Raw genomic sequence first — 23,600 nt, forward strand, 5'->3', positions numbered from 1 at the left:
CATCCGCTCGCTCAGCCCTGCTGCTGCACCGGCCCAACATGCAGGAACTCCGCCGTGCTCTCGCAGGCCGGCACCGGCTCGCCGGTCGACACCGTGACGCCCGTGAAGCTGTGCGGCGGGTACACGAGGTAGTCGCTGCCCTGCACGACGGGGCAGTTATCGAGTGGGCCGCCGTCGGGGTCGATGTTCACGGCGTTGAGGGCAGCGGCGACGGATGCCCCGGGCTCGAGCGTGAGTGTCTGCGGGTTGTCGTCGCCCACGCGGCCGGCGGCCTCGCCGATCTGCACTCCCGACGCGTTGATCACCGAGACGCCGGGCGCTCCGCGCAACTCGCACGAGTCGCTGCCGGTGTTGGTGAAGACGACGTTGTAATCGATCGATCCGGCGCCGGCATCGACGTACTGCACCTCGATCTTGAGCGCGTGGTCGGCGCACTGGCCGGCTGGGGCATCCGGGTCGACGCTCGCCGACGGGCTCGGCGAAGTCGTCGGCGACGTGGTTGGGCTGGCCGTCGCGGAGGTAGGTGGCGCGGTCGTCGGCGTCGCGCCGCTGCCGGCGCAACCGGTGAGGAGCAGGGCCAGCGCGGCCGTCGCGAGGGCGGCGGTGAGGGTGGGTCGAGCGGCGAGTCGAGTCACCGGCTCAGGCTATGGCCAGCGCGCCGGGCAGGGCGGGGTGGCTCGCCGACATCCGATTACGCAACCCCGGTGCGGCGGGGCAGCGGGCGAACTAGCCTGAACACATCGACCGAGGGGACGACCATGAGCGACAACACCGACCGCGACGACCGCGCACTGCCTGACGACCGGGACTTCGCCGACGACGTGAACGAGCAGAAGCGGTTGCAGGCCGAGCACGCCCGCGAACTCGGCGTCGATCCGTTCTTCGAGGGGGCGAACATCACCGAGAGCGACGGCCCCGACCTCGAGGGCGGCGACGACCTCGACACCGGCGGTGGCCACCGCACGCCGCGCGACTGAGGCGCGGGCGCGAACTCGAGATGCGCGCCGAGGCCGGTGATCACTGATCGACCACCGGCCCACGAGACCGGTTCGGCGACTCGGCGACTCACAGCTCACCGGCTCACCGGCTCACCACCGCGAAGCCGCCCGCCGGAACGACCATCGTGCTTCGTCCGTTCAGGGCCTTCTCGGTGATGAGCTCGCCTCGGTCGTCGTAGACCCGTGCGGTCGAGGCGGCGCCATCGAAACCCAACTCGACGCGCTGCCGCGAGCCAGAGGTCGAGTGGGCGAGTTCGGTCGCCCCGTCGGCGCCGACCAGTACGAGCCGCGAGATCGCGGGCCGCACCAGCAGGGCGTCGAGCGTGACCGTGCCGGTCTTCACCGACACCGTCAGCAAGGAGCTGCCCGCAGCCACCGAGCCGTGCAACGAGCGCGGAAGCAGTACGCCGGGCACCGGACTGATGCCCTGAGGCTCACCGCGCCCGTCGAGCACGCCGAGCGGCTTGCGCCCTGCGGTCCAGATCGACCGTGCTCGGGCGCCCTCGTCGAGCCAGGCGACGGGCTCGACCGAGCGGGGCGAGCCGGCGATTCCCACGTCGAACGTCGCCTGCTGACCGCGTTCGAGCACGAGCACGTCGCCGCTGTAGAGCGACTCCTCGGTCCACGCCGACGCCGGCGGCTGCACCGAACCGCTCGTCGAGGTCGCCGATTCGGCTTCGATGACGCGAAGACCGTCGAGCTCCGCGACATCCGTCACCGTTGTCGCCTGCAGCGCAATAGCGGGGCGCTCATCGAGCGCGATCATGGTCAGCAGCCCGTGGATGGTGCTCTCGGCCCCGCTGTTGGGGTTGATCGACCCGTCGGGCTGCAGGCCGTCGAAGGTGACGCCGCGCGCGGGGTCGTACATCGGCTCGCCCGCGCGGTTGGCGCCGAAGAACCAGGCCGCCTGCATCGCCGCGAGCTCCTCGAAGCCGGTACTGCCCGAGGCATCCGCCACCGACAGCAGCGATTGCACCCGCGAATCGGCGCCGTAGGCGATCTGCACCCGATCGGCCGGCGTCGGGAACCAGCCGTTGTCGGGCCCGCCGGCCGTGAGGAGCGTCGTCGAGAAGCCGGCCGAGTCGGCCAGCGCAGGCTCGAGCAGGTCGGCATCACCCAGGGCGACGGATGCCTCGGCCAACGCCGCCGGCATCTGCGAACCCCACCCGTGCCACATCGACCGCGACAGCGCCCACGGCAGGATCGCCCCGTACGGCCACGACTCGGTGTCGCCCGCCCCCATGGCGGCGATGCCCTCGGCGAGCCGCTCGAGCGTCGTGCGTGCAGCATCATCGTCGGGCGCAGCCTGCACGTACGCCGACAGCCCGAGCACCGCCTCCGCCGTCGCATCGGCGCCGTCGACGATGAGCCAGGCGGGCACCCGCATGCCGTCGGTCATCTCGTACTCGCCGTAGCGGCCCAGCACCTGGCGGTCGACGGCCTCCCGCGCGAGGCCGAGCCGCTCCGCGAGGAACGACGCGAACGCGGCATCCGTCTCGGCGAACGCCGCATAGCCTTCGCCGAACGCCCAGATCGTGCGGGCCAGCCAGTAGCTCGCGTCGGAGTCGGAGGGATCCGGCAGTTCGATGGGCTCCGCGCTCGGGTTGAGCGTGCCGTCGGGCTGCATCCACAGCACGACGTTGCCCGCGTGCTCGCCCTCGCCGGTCTGCAGGTAGGCGAGTGAACGCAGCAGCTCGTACGCGCTCTCGCGGCTGGCGTCGTCGCCGGTCAGCTGCCAGTGCCGCAGATAGACCACCGCCGCGCGCGAGACGTCGTCGGCGTTGTAAGCGCCCTGCCCCCAATGGCCGGTCGCCGGATCGAGCCGTCCGCCGCCGACGCGCTCGAACGTGCCGCCATCGCCTGCGTCGGCGTACGTCCACGGCAGCACGAGCTGCGGCTCCTCGGCGAGGCGATACGTGGTGTGACCCGGCAGCTCGGCGGGGGTCGCGGTGTCGAGCAGGAAGTCGAGGTGCGCGGTGTTCGCGAGCGGTGCCGGCGCCGGTGCCGGCGCCTGTGCCGCCGCCGCCTGCGCGGCGGCCGGCGACGTGACCGCACCGGCGAGCACGAGCGCGGCGGCGGCGGTGAGCGACGCGGCCATGGTCCAGATCGTGCGGCGAGGGGCATCCGTGGTGGTCATGATGTGCCTTTCAGTCGGTCAGGCGGCTCATTCAGTCGCGGCGTGGTGTTCAGCGGGCGCGGCGCAGTCGTGTCATTCGGTCACGCGGTCGAGCCGTGCCACGCCGATCTGCGAATCGGCCATGCCGTAGAACACGTAGTGCTCGCCCTCGATCTCTTCGATCGCCGTCGGAAAGACGACGTTCGGCACGATGCCGCTGCGCTCCTCTTCGGTCTCGGGCGCGAGCAGCGGCTCGGCGGTGCGCGCGAGCACTCTCGTCGGGTCGTCGGCGTCGAGCAGCATGGCGCCCGCCGCGTAGTTGACCTTCCGCTGCGGCGAGAACTCGCTCTCGATCGTGCCGGTGACGCCATGGTGGATGAGCAGCCAACCCTCGGGCACCCGCAGCGGCGGCGGCCCACCGCCGATCTTCAGCGCCTCGTACGGGAACTCGGGCGCGGCGAGCATTCGTGATCGGCCCCAGAGGGTGATCGAACGGATGTCGCGGAGCGCGGCGTCGAGCGGAACGTACGCGATCCAGATCGACTGCCGGGCGTCGGTGATACCGGCCGGCAACCGCACACCCTGGCCGGGCTTCGTCTCGCCGAGATCCCACATCGGTCGGTGCAGCACCGCGAGGCTGGGCGTGCCGTCGGGAGCCGTGATCGGCTCGGGGAAGAACGTCGTGTCCTTGTTGTGGAACAGGTTCAGATCCATGTCGAGGTCGTCGTCGTAGCTGAAGAGGGCCGGGCCGAGCCGGCGCCATTCGCGCAGGTCGCTCGAGACGGCGATGGCCGTGCGCGGCCCGAGGGGGCCGTAGGCGACGTAGGTCATGACCCAGCAGCCGAGGGCGTCGATGCGTGTGACCCGCGGGTCTTCGACACCGGCGTTGTCGGCGCCGCGCTCCCAGCCGCGGTCGGGCTCGAGCACGACGCCCTCGCGCTCGACGCCGACGGGCACGCCGTTCTCGATCTCGACGCGCGCGAGTCCGACGCGCGAGACGTTGCCCGCCCCGACGAGTCGCGGCAGCAGGTACAGCGTGCCGTCGGGCGTGCGACCCGAAGCGGGGTTGAGCACACCCTCGACCTCGTTGGGTTCGCCCGGTTCGGGTCGCATGACGACCCCGAGACGAGTGAGCGTGTAGGGAACCGTGGTGGGGATGGACATGTCAACCTTTCACTCCGGAGCCGAGATCGTTCGAGACGAAATAGCGCTGGAAGATGATGAACAGGGCAACCGCAGGGCCTGCGAGCACGACCGCGCCGGCCATCATCGCCCCGAACGGGTTGGAGGTCGACGCCGCGACGTTCGAGATGAAGTTCGCGAGCGACACGGCGAGCGGTTGGAGGGCCGCATCTTTCGTGATGAGGAACGGCCAGAGGAACTCGTTCCACGGCCCGATGAAGGTCAGCAGCACCGCGGTCAGCAGCGCGGGGCGCACGAGCGGCAGGGCCACCGACCAGAGGATCCGGAACTCCCCGGCTCCGTCGATACGCGCGGCGTCGAAGAGTGATGCCGGCAGCTGCAGGAAGTACTGGCGGAAGATGAGCACCGCCGTGGAGTTGATGGCGAACGGCAAGATCATGCCGAGGTAGCTGTCGGAGAGCCCGTAGTCGCGGGCGATCATCACGTAGAGCGGGATCATCAGCAGCTGGAACGGAACCACCTGCACGAGCAGCACCAGTACGAGGGTCGCGCCGCGGCCACGCCACCTCAGCACCGAGAGCGCGTAGCCCGCGATGACGCCGAAGACGACCGTGCCGAGCAGCACTCCGCCGGTGAAGATGCCCGAGTTCGCGAGCCCCACGAAGAGGTTCACCCGCTCGTTGATGTTGACGTAGTTCTGCCCCGTGATGTTCGACGGATCGGGGAAGGCGCCCGCGAGCGTCGGGTCGGGATCGGTCTGCAGGGAGCCCACGATCATGTAGTAGAAGGGGAAGAGGAATGCGATCGCGCCGAGCGCGAGCAGCACATACCGCAATACGGTGCTGAAGCGCGTCATGATTCCCTCCCTCCGAGGAAGCGGTACTGCAGCCACGCGATGATGAGCACGAAGATGATGAGGATGACCCCAAGGGCTGACGCGACATCCGGGTTCCCCTGCTCGATTCCCTTCTGGTACATGAGCAGCACGGGCGACGTCGAGGCGCCGTTCGGGCCGCCTCCTCCGGTGAGCAGGTATGGCTCGGTGAAGAGGTTCGCACCGGTGATGGTGGCGAGCAGGAACACGAGCACCGTCGCCGGACGCACTCCCGGAACCGTCACCGAGAAGAATCGGCGCACCGCCCCGGCACCGTCGACGGATGCCGCTTCGTAGAGCTCCTTGCCCACGTTCTGCAGGGCCGCGAGGTAGAGCAGGATGTAGAACCCGAGACCCTTCCACGTGACGAACAGCGCGATGGTCGGCATCGCAAGCGCCGAGTTGATGAGCCACGACGGCTCAGGCGCGAGCGGACCGAGGATCTGGTTCACGAGGCCGTTCTGGCTGAATAGGAAGAGCCAGACCGCGACGACGGCGACCGAGGCGGTCACATACGGCACGTAGTAGCTCACCCGGAAGAACGTGCGAGCGTGCACGACCTTGTCGAGCGCGGTCGCGAGCACCAGGGAGAGCGCGACCGTCAGCGGCACGTTGATGAGCAGGAAGATGCCGACGTTGCCGAACGAGCGCCAGACGGCCGGGTCCTCAATCACGGCGATGTAGTTGTCGAACCCGACGAACGGACGGTCGACCTCGGCGCCGGGGGCGGCGAAGAAGTAGTCCTGGAACGACATCCACACGGAGAAGACGATGGGGTAGGCGAAGATCAGCCCGATGAACAGCAGGTACGGCGTGCTGAGCAGCAGGCCGAGCGGATGCTCCCCGAGCCACCGCTTGCGGCGGCTCGGGGGTGTCTCCTCAGGGTCCGTCGTCGTGCTCGGCGGTGCCGCGACGGTGGTCATGATCGGAGCTCCGATCAGCCCTGGGCGAGTTCGTCGATCTCGGTGGCGGCGTCGGTGAGGAAGGTCTCAACCGGCTCCTCGCCGAAGATCACCGAGTTCGAGTAGCCGTCGCGGAACGTCTGCCAGATCTCGATCGAGTTCGGCACGTTCGGCACCTCGACGGTGCGAGCGGCCTGGTCGCCGAACTGCTGGTAGGCCGGGTTCGCCTCGAAGTAAGCGGGGTACGTCTCGGTCAGGTTCTGCCGAAGCGGCATCTGCCCGGTCTCCTCGAGCCAGACTCCGTCCTGCTCCTCGCTCGTCGAGAACTTCAGCACGTCCCACGCGGTCGCCTGGTTCTTGCACGCCGTGAACATGCCGATATTCTTGGCATCGCTGAACGTGTAGGTCTCTTCTGGCGCGGTGCCGTCTTGCGTGGGCACTGGAACGGCACCCCAGTCGACGTCGTCGCCGTACACCGAGATGGCCCACGGGCCGACGATCGACATCGCCGAGATGCCGTCGGCGAACGCGTCGCCCTGGTACTGCTCCTTGCCGGCGAGTCCTTCGGAGTAGAGCGTCGCCCAGAACTCGGCGACGGCCGTGCCGTTCTCGTCGTCGAACGTCGCAGCACCGTCTTCGACGAGCAGCGTGCCGCCCGACTGCGCGGCGTAGAGCGGGTAGAAGTCGAACCAGCTCTGGAAGAACTCGCTCGTGGGCGCGGGGTTGATCGCGAACTGCGACGCGCCCGAGGAGACGAGCGTGCGAGCCGTCTCGAGGAACTCGTCGTAGGTGGCGAGCGGGGGATTCTCGGCGTCGAGGCCCGCCTGAGTGAACATCGCCTTGTTGTAGAAGATCATGACGGGGTTCGACTTCCACGGCATCTGGTAGAAGTCGCCGTCGGCCGAGCGGTATTGGTCGGCGAGGTCGCCGCTGCGCTCGGTGATGTAGCCGTCGCCGTCGTCGAACTCGGAGAGATTCACGAGGCCGCCCTGCTTCTCGAACTGCGGCACGGCCGCCGGGGAGGTGTTGTAGACGAGGCACGGCGCGTTGCCCGCGGTGATCGCGGCGCCGATGACCTCTTCGCTCGACGCTCCGGCGGGAATCTCTTGAGCCTTGACCTGCTCGTCGGGGTGGTCGGCGTTCCACGCCTCGACCATCTGCTCGCCCCAGGCGATCTCGGCTTCGTTGTTGGAGTACCAGATGGTGATGTCGCCGCGACCTTCTGCGCCGCCATCACCGCCTCCTCCGCTCGTGCACGCGGTGAGGGCGAACGCCCCCGCCGCGGCAACGGCGGTCATCATGATGCGTCGGCGCATGGCCGGCTCCTTTCATCGAGGCGGCGTCGGTGCCGCGCGGGTTCGTACTACGTTCCGGGCGGTGCTGCTGCCGTCGACTCGCGCACGATGAGTCGCGGCTCCGCGAGTTCGACGTCGTCGACCGGTTGCCGGGCGATGGCCGCCAGCAGCAGCCGCGCCGATCGGGCGCCCCAGTCGGCGGCATCCGTCGCGACCGAAGTGATGGACGGAAAGGTGTGCTCCCCGAGCTCGGTGTTATCGAAGCCCGTGATGGAGAGGTCGTGCGGCACGCGGAGCCCGGCGCGTTGCGCGACTGCCAGTCCGGCGAGGGCCATCATGTCGTTCGAGTAGACGATCGCGGTCGGTCGTTCGGTGCCGAGTGCGAGCAGCTCGCGGGTGGCCCGTGCCCCGTCGACCGCGCTGAAGTCGGTCTCGACGACACCCACCGGCTCGACGCCACCCGCGATGGTCGCGGCGATGAACGCCTCGGCGCGGCGACGCCCGTGCAGCATGTTCGAGGGGCCCGCGACACAGGCGATGCGGCGGTGGCCGAGAGCGATGAGGTGGTCGACGGCAGCACGGATGCCGCGGCCGTCGTCGACCGAGACCGACGGGAACGGCGACGGGACATCGGGTCGTCCGAGTGTGACGGCGGCGAGACCGAGCTCGTTCACGAGCTGGATGCGGTCGTCGCCGGAGCGGAGATCGGTGAGGAAGACGCCGTCGACCCGCTTGTCGGCTGCGAGCCCGCGATAGGTTGCGGCCTCTTCGCGGCCGGGCGTCGCCCGGGTGAGCACGAGCACCTGGCCGGCGGTCGAGAACTCGCTCTCGACACCGGCGATGAACGCGTGAAAGAAGGGGTCCGCTGCGATGACGTCGACGCTGCGGCCGATCACGAGGCCGAGCGCGTAGGAGCGGTCGACGCTGAGCGACCGGGCGCGCAGGCTCGGGGTCCACCCGAGATGTTGCGCTGCGGCCAGAATGCGGTCGCGCGTCTCGGCGCTGACACCCGGCCGACCGTTCAACGCGAAGGAGACGAGCCCCTTGCTGACGCCCGCATGACGTGCGACGTCGGTGATCGTCGGGCGTGCGGCGGGCACGGCGTCTTCGGTCACCAGAAGCTCCATTGGTCGATGCACGATGGCTCGCTTCGCACGTCGACGTGCGAGGAAGCCCCGATTCCCCTCGGCCGGTCTGGTTCGAATTGCGCGAAACTAAACCGGTTTAGCCGAACCATAGTCGCAAGTTCATGACGCCGCAAGGGTCGGCGTCGCACGAGCCGCGGCGCCAGGGTCGGCGTTGTCGGCGCCGACGGCGAGTGCGGCGGCGGCGAGTGGCGGATCGCTCAGACGTCGAGCACGAGCACGAGCACGAGCGCGCCACGCTGGGCGGCCTCGCGGCGAGCGACGCCGTACCGCGGCATCCGATCGCTCAGGCTTCGAGCACGCCCTCGGGGTCGCGCACGATGACGCGGGGGCGTCCGTCGCGCGCCGGCCCCAGAAGCGTGGACGCGGCCGCGAACACGCGCTTCGAGCCCTCGCCGACACGGGTCACTTCGGAGAAGTCGAGCACGAGGCATCCGTCATCGCTGATGAAGGGGGTGAGGCGCGTGAGCACCTCTTCGGCGCCGGCGAAGAAGATCTCGCCGCGCAGTATCGCGATGGTGTCGGTGCCGTCGCGCTCGAGCGAGGCGATCGGCGAGAGCGGGGCGCCGTGGTGCTGCAGCATGTGCAGGCCGTGCCGCTGCGAGAGCAGTTCGAGGGTCGCGACGCCGCGCGCGCTGTTGCCGCGGGCATCGAGGCGCGGACTGAAGGTGCCGATGCCGAACTGGCCCGGCTGCACCGCCACGATGCCGCCGCCGACGCCGCTCTTGGCCGGCAGTCCCACCCGCACGAGCCAGTCGCCCGACGCATCGTACATGCCGCAGCTCGTCATGACGGCCATGGTCCAGCGGGCGGCGTCTTCACTGATGACGCGTTCGTCGGTCACGGGATTCACGCCGCCGGTCGCGAGTGTCGCCGCCATGATCGCGAGGTCGCGCGCGTTCACGGTGAGCGAGCACTGGCGGAAGTACGCGGTCGTCGCGACATCCGCCGTCGAACCGAGCGTGCCCGCCGAGCGGGTGAGGTAGGCGAGCGCGCGATTGCGATCGCCGGTGGATGCCTCGGACGCGAACACGTCTTCGTCGACCGCGAGGTCGTGGCCGGCGAACCGCTCGAGACCTGCCTGCACGACGGCGAACTTCTCGTCGGCCGTGTCGCCGCGCATGAGCGAGGTCGTCACGATCGCGCCGGCATTGATCATCGGATTCAGAGGGCGACCGGATGCCGCGTCGAGACTGATCGCGTTGAACGGCTCGCCGCTCGGCTCGAGGCCGACATGCCGAGTCACCTCGGAGAGGCCGAGCGCGTCGACGGCGAGGGCGAATACAAAGGGCTTCGACACCGACTGGATCGTGAACTCCGCGTCGCAGTCGCCCGCCTCGTGCACGATTCCGTGCGTGCTCGCGAGTGCGGCGCCGAGCTGGTCGGGCTCGACCGTCGCAAGCTCGGGGATATACGAGGCGACGGCGCCCTCATTGAGCGGCCGAACGTCGTCGAGCACGGTCTCGAGCATGCGTCGAACGGGATCCCGCAATTCCGCGGCCATGGGGTCAGCTTAGAAGGTCGGGGGTTGGCGAGGTAGGGGCGGGGGTGGGGGCGTGGGAGATTCGGTCGCGCGGTGGGTTCGGCGTTGACGGTACGGGATCGCGGGGCTGCGCTCGATCAGGAGGGCGCGGTCGCGCGGTGAGGTGCGAGGCGTGAGATGTGAGGCGTGAGGTGCGCGGCGGCGTGAGGGCTGACTCGTCCTCCACAGGCCACCATGAGTCGAAGTTATTCACAGGCTGACCGGCAGTTTCGCGGCGGTTCCGGGTCGGTTGGAATGTCAGTGGGTGCCGGCAGAATGGCAGCATGACCACCACCACCCAAGCGTTCGAGCAGCTGCGATCCTCGCTGCTCGACGTCGCAGGGTTCGATGATGCTGCGCGGTGGTCCGATGACGAGTTGCTCGCCGTGACGGCGGTGATCGAAGCGGCCGGTCGGGTGATCGACGCACACCGGGTGGCCTGCGCCGGTGAGATCGGTGAACGGTCCCGGGTCGAGCTGGGCAGTGAACGGTTGTCGACCCGGCGCGGGTGCCGCTCGCCCGGCGAGCTCCTCGAGCGAGTCAGCCAGGTCTCCGGCGCCGAAGCCCGGCGGCGCATCACCCTCGGCACCGCCACCCGGGCCCGCACGGGCCTGACCGGTGACCTGATGGAGGCGCAATTTCCCGAAGTCGCGGCGGCGCTGGCCGATGGCGAGCTCGGGGTGGACGCCGCGGGCACGATCGTCCGCGAGCTCGATGCCACCCGGCGAGTGGCCGACCCCGTCGCCTTCGCGGCGGCCGAGCGCGAACTCGTCGCCGCCGCCCTCGCATCGGGTGAGGCCCACGCGGTGCGCTGCACCGCCGACGAACTCCGGGTGCAGGCGCAGGCGTGGGCTGCGTTCCTCGATCAAGACGGCCCCGAGCCCGGCGACGAGCGGGCGCTGCGGCGGCGAGGCTTCCGCCTCGGGCGTGCCCGCGACGGGCTCATACCCGTCACCGGTGAACTCCTCCCCGAAGTCGCGGCGGGGCTGCGTCGATTGTTCGATGCGCACCTCGCACCGCGGTCGGGCGGCGGGTTCATGACCGCCGAAGAACGCGCCGACCTCGACCGCATCGGCGAGCAGCGGACCGCCGATCAGCAGCGTCACGACGTGATGGCCGCGATCATCGAGACTGCCGCCCGTTCGGGCGAGCACCCGTCCATCGGCGGGGCGGCACCCACGGTGCTCGTCAGCGTCCGCGTCGCCGATCTGCAGACCGGCCGCGGCGTCGCCCACGCCGACGGCATCGAGATCCCCGTCTCCCTCCGCGCGGCCCGGCAACTGATGTGCACCGGCGGAACCCAGCAGGTCACGTTCGACGACCACGGCCGAATCATCCGGCTGGGCTCACCCGATCGCTGTTTCACCCCGCACCAACGCCGGGCGATCACGCTCCGCGACGGCGGCTGCCTCATTCCCGGGTGCAGCGTGCCGGCATCCTGGTGCGAGATCCACCATGTCATCCCAGACGTCGACGGCGGCCCGACCCATCCCGACAACGGCGTCCTCCTCTGCTGGTTCCACCACCGCACGATCGAGACCTCAGGGTGGGGCATCCGCATGATCGCCGGTGCACCGCAGATCCGCCCGCCCGCATGGCTCGACCCCGGCGGCCGATGGCGCAACACCACGAAATCCCCGACCAGACTCGCCGACCGGCTTGAGCGAAGACCTCCCGAGGTGGCGTGACGGCACCGGCGTGCGCCGTCGAGCCGGTCGCGCCCATCAACGAGATCGGCGCGCGGTCGAGCCGCTCGATGAGGTCGGCGATCACTCTCGTCGTGCTCGACCAGCTCGACCCAAGATCCGCAGCGGTCGCGTGACGGCGCCGTCGCGTGCTGTCGCACTGTCGAGCGCTGTCGAACCGATCGACGAGATCGGTGATCGCCCCGACCTGAGCCGACCGGGTCAGGGGCTGTGCCCGACCTGGTCAGCGCGCGAGCGTGACGCCGAGCGTTGCCAGCACGCCGAACACCACGCCCCAGAGCACGATCGAGATGACCTGCCAGAAGATCACCGTGTTGCGGTTCGCGCCGAACGAGACCATCGCGGCCGAAGTGATCTGGCTTGGCAGCATCGTCTGGCCGACGATGCTCACGCCGGCGACGCCGTACTTGTCGAACGCGCGGCGCAGCTTCTCACGGCGCGGGGACTCGACGGGCTCTTCTCCGGCGAGGGCCTTGCCCGCGACGACTTTCGAGCGCACGCCGTGCGCGGACATCACGAAGACCAGCATCGAGATGATGTTGCCGATGACGGCGACGCCGATCGCGAGCGCGGTGGGCAGCCCGATCAGCACTCCGATGACCGAGCCGAAGTACGACTCGACGAACGGGATCGCGGCCACGATCATCACCCCGAGCCACTGGAGGAAGGGGGGAAGGGACGTGGTGAAGTCCTGGAGGGCGTCGATCACGACGAATCCTTTCGTTGGGGTGGCGGTTCGGTTCCATCCTTCGCGGGGCCGCCTGCCGATGGCAGTGCCGCGGTGTCAGGAGTTCGCGTGCGAATCCGCACCGAAGGCCGTGACAAATGTCACTGGCCTAGGCTCGAATCCATGGCTGCCGAACCGTCTCGCAGCGTGCAGACCACGTGGCTGTACACGCTCGGGTCGATCGTGTTCTTCTTCGGGTTCCTCGACTTCATCGTCGCGCTGGCGATGCTCGAGACGTACCGGCAGACGGGCGACCCCACGACCGCCGTGCTCATCGTGCTGCTCCTCGTCGCGTCGGCGACGCAGCTGCGGTACTGCTGGTTCCTCCGGGTCGGGCGTGGCGGTGGCCTGCCGCACCCCGGCTGGACGGCCACCCTCCTCGCTCCCGCTGTCGTCGTCTGGGTGCTCGGTCTCTACTCGCAGGGAAACGAGCTCGCGACGGCGGTGCCGTTGTGGGCCGCGGCGTGTCTCATTGCATGCCTGCTGCCGAAGACGCAGGGCTGGCTCGTGTTGCTCACCGCGCTCGTCGCGTTGATCGCTCACCCGATGTTCGCGACGACGATCACGGGCGAGCCGTTCACGGTCGCGCGCTCTGGTGTGTGGATGTTCGGCATCTACGCGGCCATGCTGCCCGTCATGCTGCTCACGAGCATGTGGTGGTGGGAGGTCGTCGTCGAGCTCGACCGGCACCGCCGCACCGCCGCCGAGCTCGCGGTGACGCAGGAGCGGTTGCGGTTCGCGTCAGACCTGCACGACATCCAGGGTCACCACCTGCAGGTCATCTCGCTGAAGTCCGAGCTCGCCGAACGGCTGCTCGAGATCGACCCCGCCACTGCTCGCGAGCACCTGCACGAGACGCGCCTGATCGCGAAGCAGGCCCTCGAAGAGACCCGCTCGCTCGTCGCCGGCTACCGGCAGGTCGCGTTCGACGACGAGCTCGAGAACGCCCGCGAAGTGCTCACCGCATCGGGCGCCGAGTGTCGGCTGCGGCTCGGCCCGCTCCCGTCCGAGACGGCGGCGCGGAGCGCGCTCGCATCGGTCGTGCGCGAAGCGACGACGAACATCCTGCGACACAGTGAGGCGACCATGGTGACGATCGAACTGACGACGACGGGCGGGCTCATCGAGCTCGCGATCGAGAACGACGGCGTCGCGGTGACGGATGCCCCGGGGTCGGATGCCCCCGGGTCGGACGCCTCAGCGTCGGATGCCCCGGCGCCGGCCGATGCCCGCACCGGCACCGCCCCACGCGCTCAGGGCTCGGGGCTCGCGGGCCTGCGAGAGCGACTCGCCGCCGTCGGCGGCACACTCGAGACGATGACGGATGCCGCGGGCGGCCGCTTCGAACTCCGCGCCGCGGTGCCCGTGGGCGAGCGGGTGGCGGCGTGAGCGGCGGAGGTGTGAGCGGCGCAGGTGTGAGCGGCGCAGGCGCAGGCGCAGGCGCAGGCGCAGGCGACGCGCCACGCAGCATCCGTCTGCTCATCGCCGACGACGAGCACCTCATCCGCGGCGCCCTCATCGCCCTGCTGAACCTCGAGCCCGACATCGAGGTCGTCGCGAGCGCCGACAACGGGGTGACGGCCGTCGAGCAGGCGATCGCGACCGTGCCCGACGTGTGCCTGCTCGACCTCGAGATGCCCGGCGCCGACGGGCTCGAGGCGGCGGCGCGCATCCTCGCCGAGGTGCCGACGCGCGTTGTGATCGTGACGCGGCACGCCCGCCCCGGCGTGCTGCGGCGCGCCCTCGCATCGAAGGTCTCGGGCTTCGTGCCGAAGTCGACGGCCGCCGAAGACCTCGCGCACGTCATCCGCGACGTCGCCGCCGGCCGCCGCTACATCGACCCTGAGATCGCCGCGACGGCGCTCTCCGCCGAACGCTGCCCGCTCACCGACCGCGAGCTCGATGCGCTGCGCTACAGCCGGTCGACCACGAGCGTGAAGCAGATCGCCGAACGACTGCACCTCGCGCAGGGCACCGTGCGCAACTACCTCTCGTCGGCGATGACCAAGCTCGACGCAGCATCACGGCACGAGGCAGCCGAGAAGGCGTGGCAGCAGGGCTGGATCTGACTGCGGACCGGCACCGAGCGCACCACCGCAGAGGGGCCGCGCCGAGGCATCCGGAGTACCCTGTGACCCAAACCCGAAAGGGGGAACGCAGATGCCGTACTTCATCATCGAGCGCAACTACGCCGAAGACGTTCCGGTGCCACTCGAGGCCGCTCCCGACATCAACCTCATCAACGACGAGGAAGACGTGCGATGGCTGTACTCCTTTCTCTCCGTCGATCGTCGCAGGAGCTACTGCCTGTACGAAGCGCCGTCGATGGAGGCGATCCGATCCGCCGCCGTGCGCGCCGGAATGCCCGCCGACGTCATCACCGAGGTCGACGGGCGCATGACGCCGAGCGGCACCCTCGCCGGCGTCACCGAATCGGTCTGAGGCTCAGCCGGGCGGGATGTTCTGGTTGAGCCGGAAGACGTTGCCCGGGTCGTACTTGCGCTTGAGTGCCTGGAGCCGGTCGTACTTCTCCGGCCCATAGGCCTGGCGTATGCGTTCCTCGCCCTCGTCCATGAGGAAGTTCATGTAGACGCTCGTGTGGAAGGGCTTCAGGGCCGACCAGAAATCGCGGACCCATTCGCGCTCGACATCGAAGCCTGCGGCCGTCTCCGTTGCCGCGTTGATGTTGAAGGTGTGCCCGACGCCGCGGCCGTTGAAGGCCGTCTCCTCGTCACCGACCCGGGCGACAGCCCCGCCCATCTGCCAGATGGGGAAGCTCGTCAGCGGCGACTGAATGCGCCTCGTGTGCTCGACGGTGATGTCGATGACCTCGTCGGAGAGCTCGGCGACGTCGCAGGAGCGCACGTAGTACCACCGGCCGTGCGGGAAGGACGGATCGAACATCCCCTGGTGATCGAGGAAGGGCTTCGGGACGCAGAGGTCGAGTACCGGTGAACCGAAGTCCTTGATCGGGCGCACGACTCTCTCGCCCTCTTCGACGGGCCCCGCATAGCAACAGACCACTCCGACGATGAGCTTGCCGTGCAGCTCGGGGGGAACGAACGGGAGCGGCGGCGCCTTGCGATGCAGCACGATGGTCATCAGCTCGTCAGGTGCGTCGGCGATCCAGTCGCGGTAGAAACGCAGCACCTCGGGCGACTGCTCGATGGGCCAGAAGATCGGGCCGGCGACGACGATCGGGCCCACCTCGACCAGTCTGAAATCGAACCGAGTGACGATGCCGAAGTTGCCTCCGCCACCGCGCACTCCCCAGAAGAGATCGGCGTTCTCGGTCTCGCTCGCGGTGACGCGTTCGCCTTCCGCGGTGATGAGCTCCACTGACGACAGCCGGTCGATGCTCAGGCCGTGCTTTCGCATGACCCACCCGATTCCTCCGCCGAGCGTGAGTCCCGCCACGCCGGTATGCGTGACGATGCCGCTCGGGACCGCGAGCCCGAACGGTTGCGTCGCCTGGTCGACGTCACCGAGCAGCGCCCCGGCCTGCACTCGCGCCGTGCGCGCCTCCGGATCGACCGTGACGCCGCTCATCGGCGCGAGGTCGATCACGATTCCGTCGTCGCACACCGAGAGACCGGGAAAGCTGTGACCGCCGCCGCGCACGGCGACGGGCAGGCCGGTGCGGCGTGCGAACCGCGTCGCGGCGCCGATGTCCGCGGCCCCGGCGCACCGCGCGATCAAGGCGGGATGACGATCGATCGAGCCGTTCCAGACCTTCCGGCGTTCGTCGTAGGAAGCATCCGTCGGCCGCACAAGCTCGCCGGCGAACCCGGAATCCAGTTCCCTGAGCGCGGCTTCATCGACCGCCACCGAAACATGAGCATCGTTCATGTTGGGATTCATGTCAGCCCCCGTTCCCGCGCATACATCGCGGCTTGGGTGCGGTTCACCGCACCGATCTTCGTGAGAATGTTCCGCACGTGATTCGCCGCAGTGTGCTCGCTGATCACGAGCCGTGCGGCGATGTCGCGATTGCTCCTGCCCTCGGCGATGAGCCCGATGACCTCGCGTTCCCGCGCGGTGAGTCCGCCTGAAACCTCGAGAGCGGATGCCGCGGCACCCGCGTCGAGCGACCGCAGCACTCGCACCAGGCCGGCGGGTTCGGCGATCGCGCGAGCGCGCTCGGCGAGCGCGGCCGCTTCAGGTGAACCCGGGTCGGCGCGGCGCAGGTGAACGGCCCATGCGGAGAGCGTTCGCGCGACGTGAAGCAGAGCGCCGCTGCGTTCGGCGAGTTCGAGAGAACTCTCGAACCGCTCGACCGGCGACCCTGTGCCGCAGAGGGACTCGATCTCCCCCAGATAGCAGTCGGCGGCGCCGAATGGAGCGGCGAAGAGGCCCGACATGAGGTTGAGGCCCGAGTACTCCGAGAGCCATTGGTGCAGTCGTTCCGCGACGGCGTCGTCGATGTCGCCGAGCCGGACTGCCGCCTCGGCCATGAAGGCGAGACGGGCCGGCCAGTCGCTGGAGTCGCTCGCGTTCGACGCAGTGTGCTCGATGAGCCAGTCGAGCATCCGCCGTGCCGGCGCTTCGAGTCCGAGTTCGGTGTAGAGGGCGAGGAGGCCCGGTGCCCAGCGTTCGGCGGGTGATTCCCCTCCGGTGACGTAGCGGCGAACGTCTTCGATCCGTCCCAGCTCCCGGCGCAGCATATAGCTCTGCACGGCGTTGGTGCTCGACATCCCGTCGTCCCGGAAGTCGATTTCGTCGTACCGCAGCTGTCGGCATGCGGCCGCAGCCTCCTCGAGGCGCCCGCCGATGAGGGCCCGCCCGAACCGGACGTGTACCACCCAGTAACCCCAATGCCCGCTCGACTGCCGGCTCATGTTCACGAGGTAGCTCTCGGCCTGGTCGAGCCCGGCACGGTCGCCGAGGAGATAGCTGTTCGCGAACACATTCATCGTTGCGGCGCCCATCCACTCGTTGCGCATCGATCGCGTCAGGCCGAGCAGCTCGATCGCGCGTTCCTGCCGCTTCGCGACCCCCCGCGGGCGGAGCGTCATGGAGACGATCGAACGGAGCACGGATGTCAGCACCACAGGATGTCCCAGCGCCCGGGCGAGATCGACCGCGCGGTCGCCGATCCGCTCCGCTTCATCGACGGCCCCGGTGAACGCCGTCGCACGGGCGAGCGCCCCGATCGCTTCGACGTACAGGGGGTCGCCGTCGTCCTTCGGAACGTGCGCGAGCCCCGCCGAGAGCAGCTCGAGTGCTCGATGCCCGAGCAGGCCCGGGCGCCAGGAGGCATCCTCGTATCCGATCGCCGCGCGCAGCTGCAGTCGTGGATTCCCTGCGCCCGCAACAAGCTCGTACAGGATTCGCGCCCGCGACGTGTCGATAGCGACATCCCAGCTGCCCGCCGCGCGAAGCAGCAGCTCAGCCTGCTCGTCGCCATCGGGGGAGATCTCGGCCGCTTGCTCGAACAGGCGCCCGGCGTCTTCATACGCGAAGCGAGCCTCCGCGAGCTCGGCAGCGCGGGTCAGGTAGGTCACCGCCCGATCGCCGAACCCGAGCGCGCGGGCGGCCGAATAGTGGTGGGCGAGTCGCTGGATGAGCCGTGGCACCGCGGGGAAGTTCGACTCGAGCACCTGCGCGATGCGCGCGTGGGTTCGCAGCAGCTCAGTGCTCGGGATGTCGTCGATGACCGCCTGCCGCGCGATGGCGTGCGGGAAGCGGTAGCGATCGCCCGCCAGGCGCGGCGGCTCGATGAGGCCGGCGCGCACCGCGGCATCCATCGCAGAAAGCGTGACGTCGACGGATGCCTCGCTGATGCCGATCAGCTCACTGAGATCGACCTCCTGGCCGAGTACCGCGGCGAGCTCGAGCACCGAGCGCTGGGATGGTTCGAGCGTCGCGATGCGGGACCGCACGATATCGCTGACAGAGTCGGGTAGCTCGATCACGCGCTGGTCGCCTTGGTGCTCGGCCCCGACGACCGGATGCCACATGGCTCTGAGGAGGAACGGATTGCCGCCCGTGAGCTCGCCGAGCACTTCGGCCGACGCGCGGAGACCGGCACGCGAGACGCCGGCGCGGGCCGCGACGTACTCGGTGATCTCTGCGGGGGTGAAGGGAGCGAGTCCGATGCGCAATACGCCGCTCAGCCGGGCGAGTGACGCGAGCGTGTCCGCGAGTGCGTCCGACCGGTCCGGCGGTGCGTTTCGAAGGGTGCCGAGCAGCAGTACCCTCGCCTCCGCCGTGCCCTCGACCACCCGGCGAAGAAGCTGAATCGCCGCAGGCCCCGCCCAGTGCAGGTCGTCGAGGGCGAGCACCACCGGGCGTATCGAAGACGCGGCGCGCAGCACGTCGATCACTGCGGAGAACACACGCTCCTGGCCCATCGACCGATCGGCGGCATCCTGGCCCGTTCGATCGAGCACGCCCTCGAGGAGCTCGGCAGAGTCGAGGTCGGAGATGTCGGTCGCTACCTCCCGATACGCCGGAATGAGCGCCCGGAGCGGCTCGTCGAAGGGCTCGAACGGCGCGCCGAGCTCTTGGATGCACGATCCGGCCAGCACCGCGGCGCCGCTCGTGTGGAGCCGTATGCAGACCTCGCTCACGAGCCGAGACTTTCCCGTGCCGGGCTCGCCGCTCACGAAGACCGCGCGCCCCGCGCCGCCGATCGCGTCGGCCCACGCCGACTCGATCGCTTCGACCTCTTCGTGTCGAGCAATGAACGGCGGCTGCCCGGACGTCGTCCAGCCGGCCGGCAGCGCCGGGGCGGACCATTCCCCCATCTGCCCACGATAGTCCGCGACCGTGCTCGCGGCGATGACCCGAATTGACTACGCCGGCGTGCGCGCGAAGATGGCTCGCCCTCGTCATGCGGCGCGGCCGCAGCCTTCCTACCGTGAGGCCAGCGGTGCTCTTCCAGGAGCCTGCATCATGGAAGGACAAGATCATGAACGTTCGCGCGTTCCTCATCATCCCGGCCGTCCTGGCCGTGGGCGTGCTCGCCGGCTGCGGACTGACCGACGGCGGCGCGGGTGCCGGTGCAGGCACCGCCAAGGTGAAGATGTCATCGACTGAGGTGTGTCACCTGTCCGCGTACATCCGCGAGCGGGCTCCCGCAGGGCTCTGCACCGAGACCGCCGTGGTCGACGACGACCTGTCACCGATCACCGGCCGGTGATCGGAGCGCGGTGATCGGCGTGCGGTGACCGGCGTGCTGTGACCGAATTGCTGTGCCCGGCACCGGTGCGAAAACGGGCCCGACGGGAGTAACCTCCGCGTATGGGTCGACCGATGATCTCGGCGCTTCAGCAGGTCACCGTCGACCTGACGAGTGCCGGTGCGGGCAGTGAGTCGCTCGCGGCATCCGCGGGCGGCAGTCTCGGCACGGCGCTGTTGCCGCTCATCGCGCTCGCCGCGTCGCTGACCGCCGCGATCTGCGTCGGGTCCCTCGTCGTGGCGTGGCTGCGCAAGCCCGAGGCCGGCAGCTCGTTCGCGCTCGTCGACCCCGAGTCGGCCGGGCTGCTTCCGGTCGGGTTCGTGTCGGGTGCTGCCGCGGCGCGCTGGCTGCCGGCGACGGTCATGCTGCTCGCCGTCAATGGCGTGATCGCGATCCAGGATCGGCGCGACATCCGCGACGCTGGTGATATCCGCGACGTACGTGACGCCGGTGACAGACGTGACGTCCGCGACACCGGTGGTACCCGCGGCGGGGAGGCCGGCCGCGCGCGAGACATCCGGATCGTCTTCGACGGCGCGTACCCGCTCGCCGCCCGCACGGATGTCGATTCGGCGGGCGCCGACGGCACGGTGCTCGCGTTGCTCTCGCCGGGGCTCTCGGGCGGGTCGCGCACGGTCGAACGTGGGGCGTGCGTCGACGCGGACCGTGTCGTGGTGAACAACGGGCTGCTGCTCGATGTCACCCGCGACGGCTTCCGCGACGCGGCGGACTGGTATCGCGAGCCGCGCCCGGTCCGCCGGTTCGGGGCGGCCACGATCGGCGGCGTGGTCGGGGTAGCCCTGGGATTCGTCACACTCGGAGGCGCAGACGACTCTGCGAACTCGATCGCCTGGAGCGCGATCGTCATCGGTGCGCTGGCCCTCGGGCTGCGCGCGCTCCTGCCGCGCTGGATCCCACTGAACTCGGCCGGCCTGCAGCTCCGCGAGCGGGCGAACCGGTGGCGCGAGATCGTCGCGAGCACGGATGTCCCGACCCTCGCCGCAGCCGAGCAGTTGCTGCCGTGGGCGGTGCTGTACGACGAGGCATCCGTGGTTCGGCGCCTTGCCGAGGTTGCCGAGAAGGCGGGCACCGTGCCGACCTGGTATCGCTCGGCCGCCCCGTTCTCGGCGGAGCGACTGGCATCGTGCATCACCGTCGTGGCAGCCGAGCTTTCGCAGCCGATCCGCGTCGGCGGCGGGTTGCTGCAGCGGGGCGAGGATTCCCGGTTCGGCGTGCCGATGATCGGTGACACCAAGGGGTGGGGCGGCGGATACCTCGCGGGCGGCGACGGCACGTTCGGTGATGGCGGCGGGGGTGGTTTCGGCGGCGGAGGCGAGGGCGGCTTCGGCGGCTTCGGCGACGGGGGTGGCGGTGGCGGTGGCTTCGGCGGCGGCGGTTTCGACGGCGGCGGTGGCGGTGACGGCGGCGGCACGTGAGCAACGCCGCTGAAGGCGCAGCGTCGGTGCTCGCGCGAGTTGCGCCCCGTCGTGCGGTTCAGATCAGCGCTGCCGTCACCCGTCGAGCACGTCGAGGTCGACCTCGATCTCGTCGCCCTCGCCGATGCCCTCTGCCGTGAGCACGGCCTTCTTCAACGGCAGCGCGTAGGTGCCGCCGCCCGGGAAGATCGAGGTGTTCCATGTCGTGGCGCCGACGGTCGCGACGACGCGCACGGAGTCGAAGCCGCGCGGCATCCGTGGCTGGTCCGAGATGTCGGCGCTCGGCTCGGCCGGAACGTCGACGAAGAACCAGTTTCTGCGCGCCTGCCATTCGTAGATCTCGGCGGTGAAACGAATGCGCATGACGTGATGCTACCCGCCGATGTTGCGCGTCGATTGAAGTCCGTCAGGGCACGGGCGCGAGCCCGGGTACGAGCATCGCGACGCTGCGTTCGGCGAACGCCGCGGCATCCGTCACCTCGCGCTGGCCGTCGTAGGCCGCGAGGAACGCGCGGTGGAACGCGACGCCCACGAGCAGGCGCGCAGCCGACTCGAGGTCGGCATCGGGGCGGATGCGTCCGGCCGCCTGCTCCTCGCCGAGCAGGCGCGCAACGAGCGGCACGGTGCCCTCGGGCCCGTAGCCGTGCGCTCGCACGCCCGCGCGATGCTCGGCGAGCAGCTCGGGCGCCCCGAAGATCGACGCCGACATCGGAAAGGTGCGCACGAAGAACGAGAGCAGCGCGGTCACGATGCTCGCGAGCGTCTCGGGCAGCGCTGAGCGAGCGGATGCCTCGGGCAGCTCGATGCGCGGCATCCGCTCGACGAGCACCGCGAGGAAGAGCTCCTGCTTGTCGGCGAAGTGCTTGTAGATGAGGGCCTCTGAGCACCCGGCGGCACGGGCCAGCTCGCGCGTCGTCGCACCGACCACGCCGCGATCGACGAGCACGGTCGCGGCGGCATCGAGGATGCGGTCGCGGGTGGTGGGGAGCTGGGACATCCGGGCCTTCCACTTGACAGGTGAGTGTTCGCTTACCGTATCATCGAGGCAGTGAGTAAATGCTTACTAACCACTCGAGCTCCTGAAGGACGAACCATGAGAATCGCAGTACTGGGAGCCTCGGGTCGCACCGGCGGCCTCATCGCCGACTCGGCGCGAGCGCGAGGTCACGAGGTGATCGGGATCGTGCGGCGCGCGGCATCCGCCCCGACCGGCGCCACAGAACGCATCGCCGAAGGCCGCGACGCCGACGCGCTCGCCGCTGCCCTCGACGGGTGCGACGCCGCAGTGTTCGCGATCGGCCCGACCTCGGCGAGCACCGACCACACCGTGATGCGCGAGAGCATGTCGGCACTCGTGGCCGCCATGCGCGACGCCGGGGTGCGACGCCTCGTCGTCGTGAGCGCGAGCGGCCCCTTCACCGACGGCGACGACCCGTTTTTGAAGTTCGTGGCGAAACCGATCGTGCGGCGCATCCTGCGCGAGCCGTTCTCCGACTTCGTCGCGACCGAGCCCGTCGTGCGATCGAGTGCCCTCGACTGGACGATCGTGCGACCGCCGCAGCTCAAAGACGGCGACGCTCGTGGCCGCTACCGTCGTGCGAACGGCGGGGGAGTGCCGTTCGGCATCTCGATCCGCCGGGCCGACCTGGCGGCGGCGGTGCTCGACGTGCTCGAAGACGACGCGACGGTCGGGGCGACGATCACGGTGGCGGCGTAAGGCGTCTGCGGTCCGGTGGAGGACACCCCTCGGGCGGGGTCTTGCCGCGACATCCGTCACGCGCGTAGGGTCGCGTGCGACTGCGCCATTCACCGACGATCGGAGTCGATATGCCCGCCACAGCGCTTCCGTCCAGCGGCGATCAGCCGGGCCGCGAGCCCGGTGCGGCGAAGACGTGCGATGCGAGCGGCATGGCCGAGATCCACCGTTTCTTCCGCACCGGGTTCGGTGAGGGGCGAGACCTCGTCGAGGGCGTCGCCGAGTCGGATGCCGCGCACGCCGAGGTCGTCGGCGACCACCTCGACCTGCTCTCGGTCAGCCTGCATGCCCATCACGAGGGCGAGGACACGATGCTCTGGGACACGCTCGAAGGCCGTGCGCCCTCGTGCGCCGGGCACATCTCTCGCATGAAGGAGCAGCACGCCGCGATGCTCGTGCACCTGAACGAACTCGACGCAGCTCTGCCCGCGTGGCGTGCAAGCGGTCGCTCGACGGATGCCGCGGGCGTGACCGCCGCACTCGAGGGCATCAATGCCGCGCTCGCCGCGCACCTGCCCGACGAGGAGGCGAACATCGTGCCGGTCATGGAGGTGACGCTCACTCCGAAGGAGGTCGACGCGCTCGGCGACCACGGACGCAAGGCGACGCCGAAGGGCAAGATGTTCCTGCAGCTCGGGGCGATCCTCGCCGCCCAGCCCGATGGCGGCGACGAGTGGCAGCGCGAGCATCTGCCGGCGCCGGTTCGGCTCATCTGGCGGGTGATCGGCAAGCCGAAATACGAGGCGAACCGTGCGGCGCTCGTCGGGGACGCCCGGCCGTAGCCAGAAGTCGAGGGG

General features: G+C 69.7%; 22 protein-coding genes. 9 read left to right on the forward strand and 13 right to left on the reverse strand.

The annotated features are described in order from the left end of the window. Window positions 1-11: 11 nt before the first annotated feature. Complete coding sequence (locus AC1C2S_RS11390; protein WP_495352637.1) at window positions 12-635, reverse strand: DUF4232 domain-containing protein; 624 nt, start codon at window positions 633-635, stop codon at window positions 12-14. A 123-nt stretch (window positions 636-758) separates the two neighbouring features. On the opposite strand from AC1C2S_RS11390, the gene AC1C2S_RS11395 reads away from it, so the two are divergent. Then, window positions 759-977 (forward strand): hypothetical protein, encoded by a 219-nt coding sequence (locus tag AC1C2S_RS11395; RefSeq protein WP_495352638.1) that lies wholly within the window; start codon window positions 759-761, stop codon window positions 975-977. Between the two features lie 103 nt (window positions 978-1,080). Here the strand turns inward: AC1C2S_RS11395 and AC1C2S_RS11400 are convergent, their stop codons facing one another. From AC1C2S_RS11400 to glsA, 7 genes are all read right to left on the reverse strand, one after another. Continuing rightward, complete coding sequence (locus AC1C2S_RS11400) at window positions 1,081-3,135, reverse strand: hypothetical protein (RefSeq protein ID WP_495352639.1); 2,055 nt, start codon at window positions 3,133-3,135, stop codon at window positions 1,081-1,083. A 72-nt stretch (window positions 3,136-3,207) separates the two neighbouring features. After that, the gene (locus tag AC1C2S_RS11405; protein WP_495352640.1) at window positions 3,208-4,278 is read right to left on the reverse strand and encodes a glycoside hydrolase family 130 protein; all 1,071 of its coding nucleotides are present in this window, start codon (window positions 4,276-4,278) and stop codon (window positions 3,208-3,210) included. 1 nt (window position 4,279) lies between these two features. Beyond that, the gene (locus tag AC1C2S_RS11410) at window positions 4,280-5,113 is read right to left on the reverse strand and encodes a carbohydrate ABC transporter permease (protein WP_495352641.1); all 834 of its coding nucleotides are present in this window, start codon (window positions 5,111-5,113) and stop codon (window positions 4,280-4,282) included. Then, a complete protein-coding gene (locus AC1C2S_RS11415) occupies window positions 5,110-6,054 on the reverse strand; it encodes a carbohydrate ABC transporter permease (RefSeq protein WP_495352642.1) in 945 nt (314 codons plus the stop codon). Before AC1C2S_RS11415 ends, AC1C2S_RS11410 begins: the two co-directional genes overlap by 4 nt. A 14-nt stretch (window positions 6,055-6,068) precedes the next feature. Next, window positions 6,069-7,349: an extracellular solute-binding protein gene (locus tag AC1C2S_RS11420; protein ID WP_495352643.1), complete on the reverse strand. Its 1,281-nt coding sequence runs from the start codon at window positions 7,347-7,349 to the stop codon at window positions 6,069-6,071. Between the two features lie 47 nt (window positions 7,350-7,396). Beyond that, the gene (locus tag AC1C2S_RS11425) at window positions 7,397-8,443 is read right to left on the reverse strand and encodes a LacI family DNA-binding transcriptional regulator (protein ID WP_495352644.1); all 1,047 of its coding nucleotides are present in this window, start codon (window positions 8,441-8,443) and stop codon (window positions 7,397-7,399) included. 316 nt (window positions 8,444-8,759) lie between these two features. Then, window positions 8,760-9,977: a glutaminase A gene (gene glsA / locus AC1C2S_RS11430; protein WP_495352645.1), complete on the reverse strand. Its 1,218-nt coding sequence runs from the start codon at window positions 9,975-9,977 to the stop codon at window positions 8,760-8,762. Window positions 9,978-10,279: 302 nt separating this feature from the next. On the opposite strand from glsA, the gene AC1C2S_RS11435 reads away from it, so the two are divergent. After that, complete coding sequence (locus AC1C2S_RS11435) at window positions 10,280-11,683, forward strand: HNH endonuclease signature motif containing protein (protein ID WP_495352646.1); 1,404 nt, start codon at window positions 10,280-10,282, stop codon at window positions 11,681-11,683. A gap of 241 nt (window positions 11,684-11,924) precedes the next feature. On the opposite strand, the gene AC1C2S_RS11440 is transcribed toward AC1C2S_RS11435, so the two are convergent. Beyond that, complete coding sequence (locus tag AC1C2S_RS11440; protein WP_495352647.1) at window positions 11,925-12,410, reverse strand: hypothetical protein; 486 nt, start codon at window positions 12,408-12,410, stop codon at window positions 11,925-11,927. Window positions 12,411-12,551: 141 nt separating this feature from the next. Between AC1C2S_RS11440 and AC1C2S_RS11445 the strand changes: the two genes are divergently transcribed. The 3 genes from AC1C2S_RS11445 (at window position 12,552) to AC1C2S_RS11455 (ending at window position 14,870) form a co-directional block, all read left to right on the forward strand. Next, window positions 12,552-13,817: a sensor histidine kinase gene (locus tag AC1C2S_RS11445; protein WP_495352648.1), complete on the forward strand. Its 1,266-nt coding sequence runs from the start codon at window positions 12,552-12,554 to the stop codon at window positions 13,815-13,817. Window positions 13,818-13,897: 80 nt separating this feature from the next. After that, window positions 13,898-14,497: a response regulator transcription factor gene (locus AC1C2S_RS11450; protein WP_495353242.1), complete on the forward strand. Its 600-nt coding sequence runs from the start codon at window positions 13,898-13,900 to the stop codon at window positions 14,495-14,497. A gap of 91 nt (window positions 14,498-14,588) precedes the next feature. After that, a complete protein-coding gene (locus tag AC1C2S_RS11455; protein ID WP_495352649.1) occupies window positions 14,589-14,870 on the forward strand; it encodes a DUF4242 domain-containing protein in 282 nt (93 codons plus the stop codon). Between the two features lie 3 nt (window positions 14,871-14,873). On the opposite strand, the gene AC1C2S_RS11460 is transcribed toward AC1C2S_RS11455, so the two are convergent. Beyond that, complete coding sequence (locus AC1C2S_RS11460) at window positions 14,874-16,277, reverse strand: FAD-binding oxidoreductase (RefSeq protein ID WP_495352650.1); 1,404 nt, start codon at window positions 16,275-16,277, stop codon at window positions 14,874-14,876. 8 nt (window positions 16,278-16,285) lie between these two features. Continuing rightward, window positions 16,286-19,177: an ATP-binding protein gene (locus AC1C2S_RS11465; RefSeq protein ID WP_495352651.1), complete on the reverse strand. Its 2,892-nt coding sequence runs from the start codon at window positions 19,175-19,177 to the stop codon at window positions 16,286-16,288. 164 nt (window positions 19,178-19,341) lie between these two features. Between AC1C2S_RS11465 and AC1C2S_RS11470 the strand changes: the two genes are divergently transcribed. Both AC1C2S_RS11470 and AC1C2S_RS11475 read left to right on the forward strand, forming a co-directional pair. After that, a complete protein-coding gene (locus AC1C2S_RS11470; protein WP_495352652.1) occupies window positions 19,342-19,572 on the forward strand; it encodes a hypothetical protein in 231 nt (76 codons plus the stop codon). A gap of 101 nt (window positions 19,573-19,673) precedes the next feature. Further along, window positions 19,674-21,047, forward strand: coding sequence for a hypothetical protein (locus AC1C2S_RS11475; RefSeq protein ID WP_495352653.1), 1,374 nt, complete (start codon window positions 19,674-19,676; stop codon window positions 21,045-21,047). A 75-nt stretch (window positions 21,048-21,122) separates the two neighbouring features. Here the strand turns inward: AC1C2S_RS11475 and AC1C2S_RS11480 are convergent, their stop codons facing one another. Together AC1C2S_RS11480 and AC1C2S_RS11485 are read right to left on the reverse strand one after the other, a co-directional pair. Continuing rightward, complete coding sequence (locus AC1C2S_RS11480) at window positions 21,123-21,410, reverse strand: DUF1905 domain-containing protein (RefSeq protein ID WP_495352654.1); 288 nt, start codon at window positions 21,408-21,410, stop codon at window positions 21,123-21,125. 43 nt (window positions 21,411-21,453) lie between these two features. Next, window positions 21,454-22,044 (reverse strand): TetR/AcrR family transcriptional regulator, encoded by a 591-nt coding sequence (locus tag AC1C2S_RS11485; RefSeq protein WP_495352655.1) that lies wholly within the window; start codon window positions 22,042-22,044, stop codon window positions 21,454-21,456. A gap of 96 nt (window positions 22,045-22,140) precedes the next feature. Here AC1C2S_RS11485 and AC1C2S_RS11490 point away from each other — a divergent pair, with 96 nt between their 5' ends. Together AC1C2S_RS11490 and AC1C2S_RS11495 are read left to right on the forward strand one after the other, a co-directional pair. Further along, complete coding sequence (locus AC1C2S_RS11490) at window positions 22,141-22,764, forward strand: NAD(P)-dependent oxidoreductase (RefSeq protein ID WP_495352656.1); 624 nt, start codon at window positions 22,141-22,143, stop codon at window positions 22,762-22,764. Between the two features lie 110 nt (window positions 22,765-22,874). Next, on the forward strand, window positions 22,875-23,585 hold the full coding sequence (locus AC1C2S_RS11495) for a hemerythrin domain-containing protein (protein WP_495352657.1): 711 nt from the start codon (window positions 22,875-22,877) through the stop codon (window positions 23,583-23,585). Window positions 23,586-23,600: the final 15 nt, after the last annotated feature.

This window comes from Agromyces sp. Y782, from assembly GCF_059445405.1.